A 15468-nucleotide genomic window follows, 5' to 3' on the forward strand; every position below is an offset into this window, starting at 1 on the left:
GCGATGATCGATGAAGTAGTGGACACCCCGGCGATCCAGCTGGAACCGAGCTGGAAACAGCGTGTGGGCGATTACCTGCTGCAGCCGCAGATGCGCGAGCTGTCCAGCTTCCTGCGGCAGCGCAAGGCCAGCGGTGCGGCGGTGTTCCCGCCCGGCCCGCAGATCTTCGCCGCGTTCGATGCCACCCCGTTCGACCAGGTGAAAGTGGTCATCCTCGGCCAGGATCCGTACCACGGCCGTGGACAGGCCCATGGTCTGAGTTTCTCGGTGCAGCCGGGCGTGCCGGTACCGCCGTCGCTGTTGAACATCTACAAGGAGATCGAGGGTGACCTGGCCATCCCGCGCCCCGATCATGGCTGCCTGATTCCCTGGGCACAGCGCGGCGTGCTGCTGCTCAACGCCGTGCTTACGGTGGAAGAGGGCAAGGCCGGTGCCCACCAGGGGCGCGGCTGGGAAGGCTTCACCGACCACGTGGTGGACGTGCTCAACCGCGAGCGCGAGGGCCTGGTGTTCATGCTCTGGGGCGCCTATGCGCAGCAGAAGGGCAAGGTGATCGATACGGGTCGCCATCGCGTGCTGAAATCGCCGCATCCGTCGCCGCTGTCGGCGCACCGTGGCTTCCTTGGCTGCCGTCATTTTTCGATGGCCAACGAGTACCTGCAGCGCCGTGGGCAGGACTCGATCGACTGGTCGCTGCCGCCGCGGGCGTCGCTGGCGCCATCGGGCTGAACGCTGGGCAACGCTGCCCGGTGATTGAGGGCGAAACCGCCGCCTGTTCAGCTCCCTTTGACCCGGATTGGCCGTGCTTTCCGGGCCAGGGGATTGAATTGCAAGGGATTATGTATCCCGAAAAGCGCGCTCGCCACTGTCATCAAATCGCGTTACGGTAGGGCTCTGTTTGGGACCAGTGTTTCATCAGTGGAATGCTGGAACTTTTTCCTCCTTTAGCAGTCCAAATCCCAGACTGCTAAGATGGGTGCCTATGAGCCAGAACACCTCTACTGCCCTTGTGGCAAACAATCTGCCGATTCCCAGTGCGCTCGGTTCGCTGGACGCCTACATCGGTGCCGTGCACCAGATCCCGGTGCTGTCGGTCGATAACGAACAGGACCTGGCCCGTCGCTTCCGCGACGGCAATGATCTGGACGCTGCCCGCGAGCTGGTGCATTCGCACCTGCGCTTCGTGGTGCACGTGGCCCGCGGTTACAACGGCTACGGCCTTGCGCTGGGCGACCTGATCCAGGAAGGCAACATCGGCCTGATGAAGGCGGTCAAGCGCTTCGACCCCGACATGGGCGTGCGCCTGGTGTCCTTCGCCGTGCATTGGATCCGTGCCGAGATGCACGAGTTCATCCTGAAGAACTGGCGCATCGTCAAGGTCGCCACGACCAAGGCGCAGCGCAAGCTGTTCTTCAACCTGCGCAAGTCGAAGAAGCGCCTGGGCTGGATGAACGCTGCCGAAGTCAGCGCGGTGGCCAAGGACCTGAACGTGTCCGAGCGCGAAGTGCTGGAAATGGAATCGCGCCTGTCCGGCCGCGATATCGGTTTCGATGCGCCGACCGATGAAGACAACGACCACGCGCCGCCGTCGCCGGCTGCGTATCTGGTGGCCAATGACGAGGACCCGTCGATGGCCTACGAGCGCGAGGACAGCGAAGACAACCAGATGCAGCTGCTGCGCGAAGGCCTGGCGGAACTGGATGCGCGTTCGCGCGACATCATCCGCCGCCGCTGGCTGGATGCGGACAGCAAGGTGACGCTGCAGGAACTGGCGGACGAGTACGGCGTGTCGGCCGAGCGTATCCGCCAGGTCGAAGCGAACGCGCTGAAGAAGATGAAGGCGCTGTTCACCGCGTAAGGCGCGGGTGGCGTTGAAGAAAAGAGAAGGCCCGGCATTGCCGGGCCTTTTCTTTTCCCGCCCGTGGCGATTCACGCACGGCGCGCACTGTGGCTACATTTCGACACTGACCATTCCTACGTCGGCACACACCAGGTCCTGATTTTCACGCCGTACCACTAAGTGGCACGGTATGATCATGCCACGTGTATTCCGCACCCGTAGTTTCGAACGCAGCATGCGCCGCTCTACACTGACTGATGAGGCGTTGTGTCGGGCAGTGGATGAAATGCGCCGGGGACTGATCGACGCGAGCCTCGGCGGCGGTGTCTTCAAGAAGCGGGTCGCCTTGCCGGGTCGTGGCAAGCGCGGCAGTGTTCGAACCCTGATTGCAACGCAGCGAGGGAGTCACTGGTTCTTTCTCTTTGGCTATGAGAAGAACCAGCGTGCGACGATCAGCAGTACCGAACGTGACCTGCTCCTAGGACTTGCAACTGACCTGTTCGGTATGAGTGGTGCACAGATTGCGTCTGCCCTGATGTCCGGAGAACTGTATGAAATCTGTCGTGACCAAGACCTCTGAACGCACGCGCGCCAAGAGCGCCCTTCTGGAGGCGATCTACGACACGGCGACCGGACTCCATGCGCATGGCGTCATCGACAAACGTCGGATGAATACCTACGCGGCGCTTTGCCTTGAAACGGTGCCCGAGTACAGCAGTGCCCAGATTCGGGCGCTCCGCACCTCGCTTCAACTCAGTCAGCCGGTTTTCGCGGGGGTGCTCAATACCAGTGTGTCCACGGTCCGTAGCTGGGAGCAGGGTGACAAGAAGCCGAGTGGACCATCGCTGAAGCTGCTCAATCTTATTGACCGCAAAGGCTTGGAAGCGGTTCTGTGAGTGAATGTGAAAGGCCCGGCAATGCCGGGCCTTTTCTGTTTCGGAAGGCGAAAGGCAGCATCACAGCATACGGAGTTGGACCGCCTCGATCATCGGGTTGATCGACAGGGACGTGCGTTTCGGGAAGTCTACGGACGTAAACACCGCAAGGTCCGCCGCTACCTGTAGCGTTTCAGTGAGTACGGAGTGCTGGATGGCTACTGTAGGTGTGGCAAAGCGTGTGTACTGGTTACGGCTCCAGTCGTAGACGTACAGACCGCGCGAGGCCATGGCCAGATAGTCATCCGCTCGGGGGAGGTCCATGTGCATCACGGCTTCCCCCACGACAGGGAGGTCCAGCAGCATCGCTTCAATCTGGAGGATGTCCACGACGGCGCCTGTCAGAAGCGCCGTCGGAATTTCGCCCTCACCTGCAGTGACGAAGGCCGCAACCGCGCCAGCCTGGTCCACGCCCAGCCAGACGCAATCAATGCCTTCGGGATAGTTCTGCTGATTGGGCATTCCGTGCTCCTGATACTGGGAACTGGGCAAGGCCGGGCCTTCATCCAGGCACGGCGTGGATCTACCCGGCCGGTGCAGCACCAGTAGATCCACGCCATGCGTGGATGTCCCGATGCCGCGTGGACCTCAACCCTCGCGCGCGATCGCGCGCCAGCCGATGTCGGTGCGGTGGAACTCGTTGGCCCAGCCCACCTTGGCCACGCCGGCATACGCGTTCGCCTGCGCGTCGCGCACGCTGTCACCCAGTGCAGCCACGCACAGCACGCGGCCGCCGGCGCTGAGCACCTGGCCCTGCGCATCCAGCGTCGTGCCGGCATGGAACACCTTGGCCGTTGCCGGCACCTCGTCCAGACCGGAGATCACCTCACCGGTGATCGGCGCTTCCGGATAGGGCTTCGCGGCCAGGACCACGCCCAGTGACGGCCGCGGATCCCACTGCGCGTCCACCTGGTCCAGGCGACCATCGATCGCCGCTTCCACCAGCTCCACCAGGTCCGACTGCAGGCGCAGCATCACCGGCTGCGTTTCCGGGTCGCCGAAACGCACATTGAACTCGATCACCTTCGGCGCGCCGCTGGCATCGATCATCAGGCCCGCGTAGAGGAAGCCGGTGAACGGAATGCCATCGGCGATCATGCCCTGCACGGTCGGGTTGACCACCTCGCGCATCACCCGTGCATGCACCTCGGGCGTGACCACCGGCGCCGGCGAATACGCACCCATGCCGCCGGTGTTCGGGCCGGTGTCGTCGTCGCCGACGCGCTTGTGATCCTGCGAGGTGGCCATCGGCAATGCATGCACGCCGTCGACCATCGAAATGAAGCTGGCCTCCTCGCCGTCAAGGAATTCCTCGATCACCACGCGCGCGCCGGCATCGCCGAAGGCGTTGCCTGAGAGCATGTCACGCACGGCGTCTTCGGCTTCGGCCAGCGTCATCGCCACGATCACGCCCTTGCCGGCGGCCAGGCCGTCGGCCTTGACCACGATCGGCGCGCCCTTCTCGCGCAGGTAGGCCAGTGCCGCGTCCACTTCGGTGTGCACCGAATAGAACGCGGTGGGGATGTTGTGGCGGGCCAGGAAGTCCTTGGCGTAGGCCTTGCTGCCTTCCAGCTGCGCGGCGGCAGCCGTCGGTCCGAAGATGCGCAGGCCGGCGGCGCGGAAGCGGTCGACCACGCCGGCCACCAGCGGCACTTCCGGGCCGACCACGGTCAGCGCCACGCCTTCGGCCTGGGCCAGGGCGAGCAGGCCATCGATGTCGGTGACCTTCACCGCCACGTTGCGGCACTTGTCTTCGTTGGCGGTGCCGGCATTGCCGGGCGCCACGAGCACTTCAGTGACACGGGAGGACTGGGCCAGCTTCCATGCCAGGGCGTGTTCGCGGCCGCCAGAGCCGATGACAAGTACGTTCATCACGAGATTCCAGATTGCGTGGGAAGGAAAGTTCCAGGTCCCCGGCGGCGCGTGTGCGTCATTCGCAGCCTTCGCGTTGCAGCGATTCGGGGAAGGAGTAGGTCCAGGACTTTGGGTCGAGGGTGAAGCGATGTTCCTGCCGTACCGTTTTGCCACCGCAGCTGCTGCCGACCTCTTCCACCGTCAGCGGCCAGATGCGCGCGCTGGGGTCGCTGCTGTCGAAGCGCAGCGCGAAGTCGAGGTTGAACACCCCGGTCCGGCACTCTTCGGCAAATTCGGCATCGTCGCAGTCATAGGCCGCGGCATTGTCGATATGGCTGCGCAGGCTGCCAGCGTCGACCAAGCCGTTCGGGCCCGGCAGCACCAGGTTCTGCGAGATCAGCGAATAGCCTTGGCCGAACCAGCCGTGCTCGATGCGGAAGCCATAGAAGTCGCTGCCGGCGCGGATGATGCTGACCGTGCCGGGCTGGCCCTGGCTGCCGAAATTCTGTCCGGTGAGCTCGGCGGCGATGCTGAAACGATCGCCGCTGGGCCGCAGTACGAAGAAGTCGATCGCGCCCGGATCCGGGTGGGCACCGTCGAGCGGCGAGCCACACACGGCCAGCAGCTGCTGCCAGCTGTCGCCGGTTACCACCGGCTGCTCGGCGCAGACCTGCCAGTCGGTCGCGCGCACATCGCCGTCCTGGGTCCAGCTACCGCGCCACTCACCTGACAGCTTGGCCTCCTTGCCGTAGCGCTCGGTCAGGAACGCCTGCAGCCGCGCGGTGCGGCTGACATGGGCGGTGGGCTCGGCGGCGGCTGCCTTTGCAGGCTCCGCCTGCGGGCCAGAGGCGGGTTCAGCGGCCGGCTTGCAAGCGGCCAGCAGGGCCGTGCCGGCGAAGGCGAGCACGGCGATGGGTTTCAAAGAGACTGCAGACATCCGTGTCGCTCCAGTAATCAGTGGCGGAAGTGGCGAACGCCGGTGAACACCATGGCCAGGCCATGTTCGTCGGCGGCGGCGATGACTTCCGCGTCGCGCATCGAACCGCCCGGCTGGATCACCGCCTTGATGCCGGCCGCGGCGGCAGCGTCGATGCCATCGCGGAACGGGAAGAACGCATCGGAGGCCATCACCGAACCCTCGACCACCAGGTTCGCATCGGCCGCCTTGATGCCGGCGATGCGCGCCGAGTACACGCGGCTCATCTGGCCGGCGCCGACACCGATGGTGCGGTTGTCCTTGGCGTAGACGATCGCGTTGGACTTCACGAACTTGGCGACCTTCCAGGCGAACAGCAGGTCGGTGAACTGCTTGTCGGTCGGCGCCAGCTTGCTGACCACCTTCAGTTCGTCGCGGGTCATGCCGCGGTTGTCCGACGACTGCAGCAGCAGGCCGGAGCCCACGCGCTTGTTGTCGAAGTTGTTCAGGCCATCGCCGTGCGGGATGCGCAGCACGCGCACGTTGGCCTTCTTCTGCGCGTATTCCAGCGCGGCCGGCTCGTAGTCCGGGGCGATCAGCACTTCCACGAACTGGCGGTCGAGAATCACCTGCGCGGTGGCAGCGTCGAGCGGCTTGTTGAAGGCGATGATGCCGCCGAACGCGCTGGTCGGGTCGGTGGCGTAGGCCAGCTCGTAGGCGTCGCCGTTGCCGGCACCAACGGCCACGCCACACGGGTTGGCATGCTTGACGATGACACAGGCCGGTGCATCGAACTGACGCACGCATTCCCATGCCGCATCGGCATCAGCCAGGTTGTTGTAGCTCAGTTCCTTGCCCTGCAGCTGCTGGAACGTCGCCAGCGTGCCCGGCACCGGATGCAGGTCGCGGTAGAACGCGCCGCTCTGGTGCGGGTTTTCGCCGTAGCGCAGGTCCATCACCTTCACGAAGGTGGAATTCATCTGCGCCGGGTACTCGGCCCGTGCCGGCACGGCAGCGTCGGTGGCGGTGACCGCAGACAGGTAGTTGCTGATCGCCGCGTCGTACTGGGCGACGCGGTTGAACGCGGCTACCGAGAACGCGAAACGGGTGCCGGCCGACAGCTGGCCGTTGTTGGCGTCCAGCGAGGCCAGCAGTTCGGCGTACTGCGACGGATCGGTGGCCACCGCCACGCGGGCGAAGTTCTTGGCCGCCGAGCGCAGCATGGCCGGGCCGCCGATGTCGATGTTCTCGACCGCGTCGGCCAGGGTGCAGTCGGCCTTGGCTGTGACCGCTTCGAACGGATACAGGTTCAGCACCAGCAGGTCGATGGCGCCGATGCCGTGCTCGGCCATCACGGCGTCGTCCAGGCCGGAGCGGCCCAGCAGACCGCCATGCACCATCGGATGCAGGGTCTTGACCCGGCCATCCATCATTTCCGGGAAGCCGGTCACCTCGGCCACGTCCTTCACGGCCAGGCCCGCGTCGCGGATCGCCTTGGCGGTACCGCCGGTGGACAGCAGCTCCACGCCGCGTGCAGCCAGCGCGGTGGCCAGCTCGACCAGGCCGGTCTTGTCGGAAACGGAGAGGAGGGCCCGACGGACGGGCAACAGATCAGCAGTCATGGGGACAGGGCAATCGGCAGCGGAGCGGGGCCGATATTGTAGGCGGTGGGGGCCGGTGGCGGGCGCTGGTGGGGGAAATTGGCCGCTGCAGTCCCCCGTCGCGGTCCGCTCGGCAGCGCCCGCATGGACCGGCATTGGGAGCAATTCGATACGTGGCGCTGTCGCAATCAGGTAGGCTGTGCCCGCACTGCCAAGGATTAGCGGGTTCAGATCGTGTCGATCTATGCATTGAAAGGACGTTTCCAGGACCTGCTGCGTCCGGCCGTACGCGGCCTGTACCGCATGGGCGTCACCGCCAACGCGGTGACCGTGGCTGCGGCCGTGGTCTCGCTGCTGGTGGCTGCCGCCGTGTGGTACTGCGCCCCCGCCCAGCCGCTGCTGTATCTGGCGCTGCCGCTGTGGATGCTGCTGCGCATGGCCCTCAACGCGGTCGACGGCATGCTGGCCCGCGAGTTCGGCCAGCAATCGCGGCTGGGCGCCTATCTGAACGAGTTGTGCGACGTGATCGCCGACGCGGCGCTGTACCTGAGCCTGCTCAGCGTGCCGGGCGTGCGTGCGGAGGCACTGTGGCTGCTGGCCTGGGCCGCCGCGCTGAGCGAGTACGCCGGCGTACTGGGCCTGATGGTCGGCGCCAGCCGCCGCTATGACGGCCCGATGGGCAAGAGCGACCGCGCGTTCGTGATCGGCGTGCTGGGCCTGTTGCTGGCGTTCGGCTGGGGCGGTGCGATGACGGTCAGCGGCGTGGCCGCTGCGATGGCGGTGCTGTGCGGGGTGACGATGGTCAACCGCGTACGCCGGGGATTGAAGGAATCGGCGGTTTCGCCGCAGTAAACACAACACGACCACACGCCATTCCAATACGGAGATTGCATGCGTCAGGCGCAGGAACGGGAATTCCACAGCTTCGACCAGGTACCGCTGTTCTACCGGTACTGGCCGAGCACCACGGCAACCACGCCGGCCAAGGCCATCGTGCTGCTGCATCGCGGCCATGAACACTCCGGCCGGGTCACCCATCTGGTCGACGAACTGGACCTGCCCGACACGGCCTTCTTTGCGTGGGACGCGCGCGGCAATGGCCGCTCGCCCGGCGCGCGCGGCGACGCACCGGGCTTCCCGGCGCTGGTACGCGACCTGGACAGTTTCATCGCCCATATCGGTGCCGAGCACGGCATCGCGATCGAGGACATCGTGGTCATCGCGCAGAGCGTGGGTGCCGTGGTTGCCGCCACCTGGGTGCACGATTACGCGCCGCGCCTGCGCGCACTGGTGATGGCCTCGCCTGCGTTCAAGGTGAAGCTGTACGTGCCGTTCGCACGCGCAGGGCTGGCGCTGATGCAGAAGCTGCGCGGCAACTTCTTCGTCAACAGCTACGTCAAGCCGCAGTGGCTGACCCACGACCCGGCGCGGGTGGAAAGCTACCGCACCGATCCGCTGATCACCCGGCCGATCTCGGTGCGCGTGCTGCTGGGCCTGTACGAAGCGGCCGACCGCATCGTGGCCGACGCACAGGCGATCAGCGTGCCGGTGCAGTTGCTGGTGTCCGGTTCGGACTTCGTGGTGCATCGCGGCCCGCAGGACCGTTTCTACGAACGCCTGTCCAGCCCGATCAAGGAGCGCGTGCACCTGCCGGGCTTCTTCCACGACACCCTGGGCGAGCGCGACCGTGCACCGGCGCTGGCTCGCGTCCGTAGCTTCATCCAGGCACGCTTTGCCGAGCCGCTGCAGGAACTGTCGCGGCGCGATGCGCATCGGCATGGCCCGACCTTCGAAGAATCGGAGATCCTGTCGTGGCCGCCGGAGCGCAACAGTCTGGCCGACCTGCGCTGGCGCGTGGTGCGCGGTGGCCTGCGCTTCGGTGGCACGCTGTCCGAAGGCATCGCGCTGGGCCTGCAGACCGGTTTCGACTCGGGCAGCACGCTGGACTACATCTACCGTGATGAGGCGCGGGGCAAGGGCCCGCTGGGCCGGATGGTCGACCGCAACTATCTGGATGCGATCGGTTGGCGCGGCATCCGTGTGCGCGGCAAGCACCTGCAGGAGCTGCTGCGCGATGCCGCCCAGCGACTGCGCGGGCAGGGCGCGCCGGTGCGCGTGCTGGACGTGGCTGCCGGCCATGGCCGTTACGTGCTGGAAGCACTTGGCCAGGGCGAGCAGCGTGCCGACCGCATCGTGCTGCGCGATTTCAGCGATCTGAACGTGACCCAGGGCAAGGCCCTGATCGAGCGCCTCGGCGCGGCCGACATCGCCCGCTTCGAACAGGGCGATGCGTTTGATCCGGCGCAGCTGGCGGCGGTGGACCCGGCGCCGACGCTGGCGGTGGTGTCCGGCCTGTACGAACTGTTCCCGGACAACGATGCGGTGCTGCGTTCGCTGCAGGGCATCGCCGCGACGGTGCCGGTGGGCGGTTACCTGGCCTATACCGGGCAGCCGTGGCATCCGCAGCTGGAGTTCATCGCGCGTGCGTTGACCAGCCACCGTGGTGGCGCGGCATGGGTGATGCGTCGCCGTACCCAGCACGAGATGGACGAACTGGTGCGCCTGGCCGGCTTCCAGAAGGTGGCCCAGCGTATCGATGACTTCGGCATCTTCACCGTATCGCTGGCACGCCGGATCGCGTGATGGCGACACTGGTGGCAACCGCATCACCCAGCGAGGCGCGCCCGTGGCGGCGCGCCCTGCTGTGGCTGGCCCTGCTGGGGCCGTTCTTCTTCGCCAGCTATGGCTTCGCCAACTGGATGGCCGGCCGCCATGCCGAACTACCGGTGCTGGCGTTCGCCTGGGAAACGCGGATTCCGTTCGTGCCGTGGACGATCGTACCGTACTGGTCGATCGATCTGTTCTATGCGATCTCGTTCTTCCTGTGCCGGCGCCGGCTGGAGCTGGACCGGCACGCGCTGCGCCTGCTCAGTGCGCAGGTGATCGCGGTGGCCTGCTTCCTGCTGTGGCCACTGCGCTTCAGCTTCGAGCGGCCGGAAATCGGCGGTGTGTTCGGCTGGTTGTTCGACGTGCTGCTGGGCTTCGACAAGCCCTTCAACCAGGCGCCGTCGTTGCACATCGTGCTGCTGATCGTGCTGTGGGTGAAGTTCGCGCAGTACCTGCACGGTGCCTGGCGGCTGCTGCTGCATGTATGGGCGCTGCTGATCGGCATTTCGGTGCTGACCACCTTCCAGCATCACTTCATCGATATTCCCACCGGGCTGCTGGCTGGCTGGTTGTGCGTGTGGCTGTGGCCGGAGCAGGGCACGCCGCCGTTGCGCGCCTGGCAGGCCACGGGTGACCCGAAACGTTGGCGGCTGGCGGCGTTGTATGCGCTGGGTGCCGGCCTGCTGCTGGTGCCGGTGGTGATGCTGCGCGGCGCTGCGTTGTGGCTGCTGTGGCCGATGGTGTCGTTGCTGCTGGTGTCGTTGGCCTATGCGGGTCTGGGCACGGCGGTGTTCCAGAAGCGCGCCGATGGCCGGTTGACGATGGCCGCGCGCTGGCTGCTGGCACCGTACCTGGCTGCGGCGTGGATCAACTCGCGGTTGTGGACGCGGCGCGCGCCGCAGCCGGTGCCGGTCGTCGACGCGGTCTGGCTGGGGCGCCTGCCGGCTGCCGCATTGCCGGTGCCGCTGGTGGGGGTGGTCGACACCTGTGCCGAGCTTTCCTGTCGTGCGCCGGGGGCAGCGTATGCCAGCGTACCGATGCTGGACCTGGTGCTGCCATCGGCGGCGCAGTTGCGTGCGGCGGCGGACGCCATCGAACGCCTGCGCGACCATGGCCCCGTGCTGGTGTGCTGTGCACTGGGCTATTCGCGCAGCGCGGCCAGTGTGGCGACCTGGTTGCTGCGCACCGGCCATGCGCACGATGTGGCAGAAGCGGTGGCGATCGTGCGCGCCGCGCGGCCGGGCATCGTGCTGCATGACGTCCATCTACAGGCGATCGCGGCCGCTGCCGCGCAGGAGACCGTTGCATGAGCGCTGTGCCCGATCTGCCGATGATGCATCTGCTGCTGCGGCAGGGACGCCTGCCTGCCGCGTTGTCGCTGGGCCTGCTGCTGGTGGCCCTGTTGCTGCTGGGCATCGAACCGGGGCTGGCGATGTTCGCCGCAGGCCTGCTGCTGTTGAGCCTGGTTGCAGGCGTCGTGCAGGCGTACTACGCGGTACGGGTGCAGTTGGATGCCAGCCTGCTGCGCCTGCTGCAGCAGGAAGGCCTGCAGGGCGAAGACGCGGCACAACGGGTGGACCAGGCACTGCACACGGCCGGCCTGCGCAGGCGGGACGCACAGGCGCCGACGCGTGGCTGGGATGCGCGCTGGACCGGCATGCGTCGCCTGCTGGTGCGCCAGTACGCCGCCACCCTCCTGCAGTTCGCTGCCCTGCTGCTGGCCGTGTTGTGGCCGCAGACCTGACCGGAGGTGCCGATGTTCGCTGAACTGATCGCCCGCGCCTGCAGTGCGGCCATCCACGTCGTGACCGGCGCACGCGCGCTGTGGGTCGGCTGCGCGCCGTCCAGCGAGCACCGCGTCTACTACGGCAACCACGCCAGTCATGGTGACTTCGTGCTGATCTGGTCGTCGATGCCGCCGGCACTGCGGCGCCAGGTGCGGCCCGTCGCCGCCGCCGAGTACTGGCAGCGCGACGGCCTGCGGCGCTATCTGATCGACGCGGTGTTCAATGGCGTGCTGGTGGAACGCGAGGCGGGCAACCGCCACCAGGATCCGCTGCAGGTGCTGCGTGACGCGGTGGATGAGGGCTGTTCGTTGATCCTGTTTCCGGAAGGCACGCGCAACATTGGTGACGAGCCGCTGCTGCCGTTCAAGAGCGGCATCTACCATCTGGCGCGGCAACGCCCGGAGCTGGAGTTCGTGCCGGTATGGATCGACAACCTGAAGCGGGTGATGCCGAAGGGGCGTTTCCTGCCGCTGCCGCTGCTGTGCACGGCGACGTTCGGTACGCCGCTGCGCCTGCAGGCCGATGAGGACAAGGCGGCGTTCCTGTCGCGCAGCCGCCAGGCGCTGCTGGCCCTGGCCCCGAACGGAGGCCGCGCATGAGCTTCATGATCGATATGTCCGGTGATCTGGCCGCGCGCAGCGTGGGCCAGCAGACCGGCCTGCTGTTTGCCGGCGTAGGCGCGGTGCTGGTGCTGGCCACGCTGGTGTCCGAAACCCTGCGCTGGCGCCAGCGCGGCACGCCCAGCGCAGTGATCGCCAATCTGGTTTCGCGCATCCGCGCGTGGTGGGTGATGGCCATCGTGGTGGGGCTGGCGCTGTTCTTCGGTCGCGCCGGCGTGATCGTGCTGTTCGCGATCATCTCGCTGTTCGCACTGCGCGAATTCATCACCCTGGCACCGACACGATCGGGCGACTACTACGCGTTGCTGGCCGCCTTCTACATCGTGCTGCCGTGGCAGTACTACCTGGTGTGGATCGACTGGTATGGCATGTACACGCTGCTGATCCCGGTGTACGCGTTCCTGTTCCTGCCGATCCTGGCCACCATCGGCGGCGATACCACTCACTACCTGGAGCGCACGTCGAAGGTGCAGTGGGGCCTGATGATCTGCGTGTTCTGCATCTCGCACGTGCCGCTGCTGCTGAACCTGCGTGTGCCGGGCTACGATCCGGCGCGCAACGTGCTGCTGTTCGCCTTCCTGGTGATCGTGGTGCAGTCGTCGGACGTGCTGCAGTACATCTGGGGCAAGCTGCTGGGCAAGCACCTGATCGCGCCGAAGCTGTCGCCGTCGAAGACGGTGGAAGGCTTCGTCGGCGGCGTGCTCTGTGCCAGCGCGTTGGGTGCCGCGCTCTGGTGGATCACCCCGTTCACGCCGCTGCAGGCATTCGGCCTGTCGCTGCTGATCAACCTGATGGGGTTCTGGGGTGGCCTGGTGATGTCGGCGATCAAGCGCGACCGCGGCATCAAGGACTGGGGCAACATGATCGAGGGCCATGGCGGCATGCTCGATCGGCTGGATTCAGTGTGCTTCGCCGCGCCGGTGTTCTTCCACGTGGTGCGGTATTACTGGAAGGCGGGCGGCGGCGGATGATCCGGCGGGCTTCCATCCACGCATGACGTGGATCTACGGGAAGCAGGTGGACCCGGAATCGGTAGCGCCGGGCCGTGCCCGGCGGGCGGCGCTTACGCGCTGATGCCGTATTCCTTCAGCTTCTTGCGCAGGGTGGCACGATGGATGCCAAGCATCGCCGCCGCGCGGCTCTGGTTGCCTTCGCAATGGTTGAGCACTTCCACGAACAGTGGAATCTCCATCTCGCGCAGCACGATCTCGTAGACATCGTCCGCATCGCAGCCATCGAGGTCGCGCAGATAACGGCGCACGGACTGGGCCACATGTTCGCGCAGCGGTGGCCGGGCAGCGCCACGACTGTTGTCAGGACGAGAAAGGACAGCGTTCAAGGGGGTTCCCGATCTGGTTGGTCCATGCACGCGGGGCGCCGGACCGGATGAGGTGATGGCGGTCAGTCTAGCGCGAGCGTGCCCGACCTGCCACGGCCGGACGGTCCGACCCAGGTCAAAGGAACTCGAAGGTGAATGCGACCGTGGATGCGGCAGGCTCCTGCACGCGGAAGGCGATGCGTGCGCTTTGTCCCGGTTCCAGCGCGGCCGCACCCGGGTTTTCACCGAGGTACTGCGCCGGTGCGAACACGCCGGTGCCGATGACCCGACCATCGGCATCGGACAGCGACAGGCGCAGATCCGGCCATGCCTGCGGCCAGCGCGCGTCGTTGCGGATGCTGGCCTGGATCTGCAGTACGCCGGCCTGGGCCGGCAACGGGCGGATTTCACGGCTGGTCATGGTGAATGCAGTGGGCTCGCGCCAGGCCGGCAGCGTGCAGCGCAGCACGTTGCACAGCGCGCTGATCCACGGCCGGGTGCCGGCATCGGCGGCCAGCCGTGCACGATCGGCCAGCACGCTCTGCAGCAACAGCAGCAGCGCCAGTGCGGCCACCAGCAGCCAATGCCAGCGAGGGGTTGGCAGTGCGCGCGGACGCACGCCGAGGAAGCTGGGCGCATCGGTGGCGGTGACGGCGATGCCGGGCGTGGCAGTGGGCGCCGGCTCGATGATTGGATCATCGGCGGGCGGCGGTTCTGTTGCTGTTGCCGCCGCGATGTCCGTTGCCGGGTCGAGATCGTCGATCACCGGCGCTGCATCGGGCGGCCCCGGCTCGCGCGGTGCCGTGGTCTCAGGCGCGACATCGCGCCCCGGCGCGGTGCGCAGGAACGTGGCCAGGGGACGGCGCGGTGGGTTCGGCTCGGACATGCTCAGGGCGCGGGCTCGGATCCAGCGGTCATTCAACCACGATCAGGCGCGGCGTACGCCGGTGATGCGCATCCAGTCGCCATCCTGGGTGGCCTGCAGGTCGTCGAACCATGCCGCATAGCGCTGCAGCAGTTCGTCTTCCTGGCCATGCAGGATGCCCGACAGGGCGATGCGGCCACCGGTGGCGACGCGGGCAGCCAGCAGTTCGGCCAGTGCATCCAACGCGGAGGCCAGGATGTTGGCGACCACGATCGGGTAGGTGGCGACCGGTTCGTCCTGCGGCAGGTACACTTGCATGCGTGCCTGTTCGCCATTGCGTTCGGCGTTGTCGGCGGTGGCGATCAGCGCCTGCGGGTCGTTGTCCACGCCGATGGCCTGGGCGGCACCGAGCTTCAGCGCGGCCAGAGCGAGAATGCCCGAGCCACAGCCGAAATCGAGTACGCGCTGGCCCTGTAGCTGGCCATCAACGGCCAACTGGTCCAGCCAGCGCAGGCACAGCGCGGTGGTCGGGTGGGTGCCCGAGCCGAACGCCAGGCCCGGATCCAGGCGCACGATGGCGGCGTCGGCAGCCTGCGCGGCCTCCGGCAGCTCATGGTTCCACGGCACGATCCAGGTACGGCTGCCGAAGTCCATCGGCTGGAACTGGTCCAGCCACGCGCGCTCCCAGTCTTCGTCTGCCACGGCGCGGAAACTGCCGTTGCTCCAGTCCAGCTCCGGGTCGAAGGCTTCCAGCGCGGCCAGCAGCAGCAGGGCGTTGCTGTCGGCCGGGAACAGCGCGCTGAGCACCAGGGTGTCCCACAGCGGGGTCTCGCCCACGCCGGGTTCCAGGATGGCCTGCTCGTTGCTGGTGTCGGCTTCGGCATCAAGCAGGGTCACCGCCAGCGCGCCGACGTCCTCCAGCGCATTCTCATAGCGGGGCTGGGTGGCTTCGGTGCAACGCAGGGTCAGTTCCAGGAACGGCATGGCGGTGAGGGCAATCGCGGGAAAGGGGGTCATGCTAGACCATCGGGGCGTCTCCGTATTGCCTGAGATGCCACCCCGGGA

17 protein-coding genes are annotated in these 15468 nt (G+C 66.7%); 10 read left to right on the forward strand and 7 right to left on the reverse strand.

Annotation, left to right across the window (positions count from 1 at the left end; all coding sequences use genetic code 11):
* The first annotated feature begins 3 nt into the window (after positions 1 to 3).
* The 4 genes from ung to CR919_RS13615 all read left to right on the forward strand — a co-directional run bounded on the left by ung (position 4) and on the right by CR919_RS13615 (position 2736).
* Complete coding sequence (gene ung, locus CR919_RS13600; protein WP_099820458.1) at positions 4 to 729, forward strand: uracil-DNA glycosylase; 726 nt, start codon at positions 4 to 6, stop codon at positions 727 to 729.
* A gap of 253 nt (positions 730 to 982) precedes the next feature.
* Complete coding sequence (gene rpoH / locus CR919_RS13605; protein ID WP_025878613.1) at positions 983 to 1858, forward strand: RNA polymerase sigma factor RpoH; 876 nt, start codon at positions 983 to 985, stop codon at positions 1856 to 1858.
* 178 nt (positions 1859 to 2036) lie between these two features.
* Complete coding sequence (locus CR919_RS13610; protein WP_099820626.1) at positions 2037 to 2420, forward strand: type II toxin-antitoxin system RelE/ParE family toxin; 384 nt, start codon at positions 2037 to 2039, stop codon at positions 2418 to 2420.
* On the forward strand, positions 2404 to 2736 hold the full coding sequence (locus CR919_RS13615; protein ID WP_099820459.1) for a DNA-binding transcriptional regulator: 333 nt from the start codon (positions 2404 to 2406) through the stop codon (positions 2734 to 2736). Before CR919_RS13610 ends, CR919_RS13615 begins: the two co-directional genes overlap by 17 nt.
* Positions 2737 to 2796: 60 nt before the next feature.
* Here the strand turns inward: CR919_RS13615 and CR919_RS13620 are convergent, their stop codons facing one another.
* The 4 genes from CR919_RS13620 to purH form a co-directional block, all read right to left on the reverse strand.
* Positions 2797 to 3237, reverse strand: a complete 441-nt coding sequence (locus CR919_RS13620) for a hypothetical protein (RefSeq protein WP_099820460.1) — start codon at positions 3235 to 3237, stop codon at positions 2797 to 2799.
* A 126-nt stretch (positions 3238 to 3363) separates the two neighbouring features.
* Positions 3364 to 4647: a phosphoribosylamine--glycine ligase gene (purD, locus tag CR919_RS13625; RefSeq protein WP_099820461.1), complete on the reverse strand. Its 1284-nt coding sequence runs from the start codon at positions 4645 to 4647 to the stop codon at positions 3364 to 3366.
* Between the two features lie 58 nt (positions 4648 to 4705).
* The gene (locus tag CR919_RS13630) at positions 4706 to 5566 is read right to left on the reverse strand and encodes a hypothetical protein (protein ID WP_099820462.1); all 861 of its coding nucleotides are present in this window, start codon (positions 5564 to 5566) and stop codon (positions 4706 to 4708) included.
* A gap of 17 nt (positions 5567 to 5583) precedes the next feature.
* A complete protein-coding gene (gene purH, locus CR919_RS13635; protein ID WP_099820463.1) occupies positions 5584 to 7167 on the reverse strand; it encodes a bifunctional phosphoribosylaminoimidazolecarboxamide formyltransferase/IMP cyclohydrolase in 1584 nt (527 codons plus the stop codon).
* A 213-nt stretch (positions 7168 to 7380) separates the two neighbouring features.
* Here purH and CR919_RS13640 point away from each other — a divergent pair, with 213 nt between their 5' ends.
* Genes CR919_RS13640 through CR919_RS13665 form a run of 6 tightly spaced genes read left to right on the forward strand, consistent with a single transcriptional unit; the run spans position 7381 to position 13191 of the window.
* Complete coding sequence (locus CR919_RS13640) at positions 7381 to 7998, forward strand: CDP-alcohol phosphatidyltransferase family protein (RefSeq protein ID WP_099820464.1); 618 nt, start codon at positions 7381 to 7383, stop codon at positions 7996 to 7998.
* A 39-nt stretch (positions 7999 to 8037) separates the two neighbouring features.
* Positions 8038 to 9789, forward strand: coding sequence for a bifunctional alpha/beta hydrolase/class I SAM-dependent methyltransferase (locus CR919_RS13645; protein ID WP_099820465.1), 1752 nt, complete (start codon positions 8038 to 8040; stop codon positions 9787 to 9789).
* On the forward strand, positions 9789 to 11123 hold the full coding sequence (locus CR919_RS13650) for a phosphatase PAP2/dual specificity phosphatase family protein (protein ID WP_099820466.1): 1335 nt from the start codon (positions 9789 to 9791) through the stop codon (positions 11121 to 11123). Before CR919_RS13645 ends, CR919_RS13650 begins: the two co-directional genes overlap by 1 nt.
* A complete protein-coding gene (locus CR919_RS13655) occupies positions 11120 to 11557 on the forward strand; it encodes a hypothetical protein (RefSeq protein ID WP_099820467.1) in 438 nt (145 codons plus the stop codon). Before CR919_RS13650 ends, CR919_RS13655 begins: the two co-directional genes overlap by 4 nt.
* A gap of 12 nt (positions 11558 to 11569) precedes the next feature.
* Positions 11570 to 12199, forward strand: coding sequence for a lysophospholipid acyltransferase family protein (locus tag CR919_RS13660; RefSeq protein ID WP_099820468.1), 630 nt, complete (start codon positions 11570 to 11572; stop codon positions 12197 to 12199).
* Positions 12196 to 13191, forward strand: a complete 996-nt coding sequence (locus CR919_RS13665; protein ID WP_099820469.1) for a phosphatidate cytidylyltransferase — start codon at positions 12196 to 12198, stop codon at positions 13189 to 13191. Before CR919_RS13660 ends, CR919_RS13665 begins: the two co-directional genes overlap by 4 nt.
* A gap of 92 nt (positions 13192 to 13283) precedes the next feature.
* On the opposite strand, the gene fis is transcribed toward CR919_RS13665, so the two are convergent.
* The 3 genes from fis to prmA form a co-directional block, all read right to left on the reverse strand.
* Positions 13284 to 13559 (reverse strand): DNA-binding transcriptional regulator Fis, encoded by a 276-nt coding sequence (gene fis, locus CR919_RS13670; RefSeq protein WP_006397198.1) that lies wholly within the window; start codon positions 13557 to 13559, stop codon positions 13284 to 13286.
* Positions 13560 to 13674: 115 nt separating this feature from the next.
* A complete protein-coding gene (locus CR919_RS13675; protein ID WP_099820470.1) occupies positions 13675 to 14424 on the reverse strand; it encodes a DUF3426 domain-containing protein in 750 nt (249 codons plus the stop codon).
* A gap of 42 nt (positions 14425 to 14466) precedes the next feature.
* Positions 14467 to 15387 carry a 50S ribosomal protein L11 methyltransferase gene (gene prmA / locus CR919_RS13680; protein ID WP_099820471.1) on the reverse strand — a complete coding sequence of 307 codons (921 nt, stop codon included), beginning with the start codon at positions 15385 to 15387 and terminating at the stop codon, positions 14467 to 14469.
* Between the last annotated feature and the right edge of the window lie 81 nt (positions 15388 to 15468).

Source organism: Stenotrophomonas sp. LMG 10879 (assembly GCF_002750935.1).
GTDB lineage: Bacteria > Pseudomonadota > Gammaproteobacteria > Xanthomonadales > Xanthomonadaceae > Stenotrophomonas > Stenotrophomonas lactitubi_B.